Source organism: Marinovum sp. PR37, assembly GCF_028807375.1.
GTDB lineage: Bacteria > Pseudomonadota > Alphaproteobacteria > Rhodobacterales > Rhodobacteraceae > Marinovum > Marinovum algicola.
Genome location: NZ_JARAML010000075.1, coordinates 1 through 1,271 on the forward strand (window position 1 = coordinate 1; position 1,271 = coordinate 1,271).

Genomic DNA, 1,271 nt, shown 5'->3' on the forward strand with positions numbered 1-1,271 from the left:
GCCGTCGAGCTTCCGCCATTTCGACTGCGCCGACATCATGAGCCGGAACGCCATCGCGAGGCCGGTTTTCCGGCTCAGGCAACCCCTGGTCTTGCCGGTCCGGTGGCGGACCGTGGCGAAGGTGCTCTCGATGGGGTTCGAGGTCCGGATGTGTTTCCAGTGCTCGGCCGGAAAGTCATAGAAAGCGAGAAGCACGTCTCGGTCTTTGACCAACTTGGCGACCGCTTTGTCGTATTTGACGCCGTAAGTCTCGACGAAGAAATCGAAGGCGGCTTCAGCCTCCGCTCTGGTCTCGGCCTGCCAGATATCGTGCAGATGGCCCTTGGCCTTGGGCTGCACCGACTTGGGCATCGCGTTGAGCACATTGCCGGTCTTGTGGACCCAACACCGTTGCTCGCGGGTCGTGCCGAAGACCTCGCGCAGCGCGGTCCAGAACCCAAGCGCGCCGTCTCCTACGGCCAGGTCCGGGACATGAGTGAGGCCGCGGCGTTTGAGGTCGAGCAGCAGTTCGCGCCAGCTCTGCGTGCTCTCACGGTAGCCGTCGGTGAGGCCCAGAACTTCCTTGCGGCCCCATTCATCCGCGCCGATCAGAACCAGGACGCATTGCTTTTCCTCGGCCATGCGCGGCCGGAAGTAGACGCCATCAGCCCAGATGTAGACGATGCGCCGCGCGCCCAGGTCGCGGCACTGCCAGCGCTCGTATTCTTCCCACCATACGGCCTTGAGCCGGGAAATGGTGGTTGATGAAAGTCCGGCGGCGTTCGGCCCCAGGAGTGCCGCAAGGGCTTCCTGGAAATCTCCCGTCGAGATGCCCTTGAGATAGAGCCAGGGCAGCAGTTCTTCGATGGACTTGGCCTTGCGCAGATAAGGCGGCAGGATCGAAGACGTGAACCGGATCTTCTCGGCCCCATCTCCCCGATCTCGAATGCGTGGCACCTTGACCGGCACCGGGCCAATGCCGGTCATGACCTCGCGCTCGGGAAGATGACCGTGTCGGACAATGCGCGCCCGGCCATCTTCGGTCCTTTCACCGGCATGGGCCGCAAGCAGTGCGGACAGCTCCGCTTCAACCGCTTGCTGGATCAACTCGCGCGCACCTGATCGCAAGACGTCCGTGAGCGGATCGGGTGAAAATCCCGATGGATCGGGCAACGGCGTGATGGTAGGATTCTTCATGTGGCATATCCTTTTCTCTGCAGAGAATTGCGGCGCGTGAACAACGCCATGATATGCCGCCCCTCAGGGCCATCACCAACTTTCGGCTATATCTC

At 62.1% G+C, this 1,271-nt stretch carries 1 protein-coding gene; it reads right to left on the reverse strand.

Annotation, left to right across the window (positions count from 1 at the left end; all coding sequences use genetic code 11):
• Nucleotides 1-1,176, reverse strand: a 1,176-nt coding sequence (locus PVW49_RS23675; RefSeq protein ID WP_274591801.1) for an IS256 family transposase, incomplete at its 3' end; no start/stop codon positions are given.
• Nucleotides 1,177-1,271 lie beyond the last annotated feature (95 nt).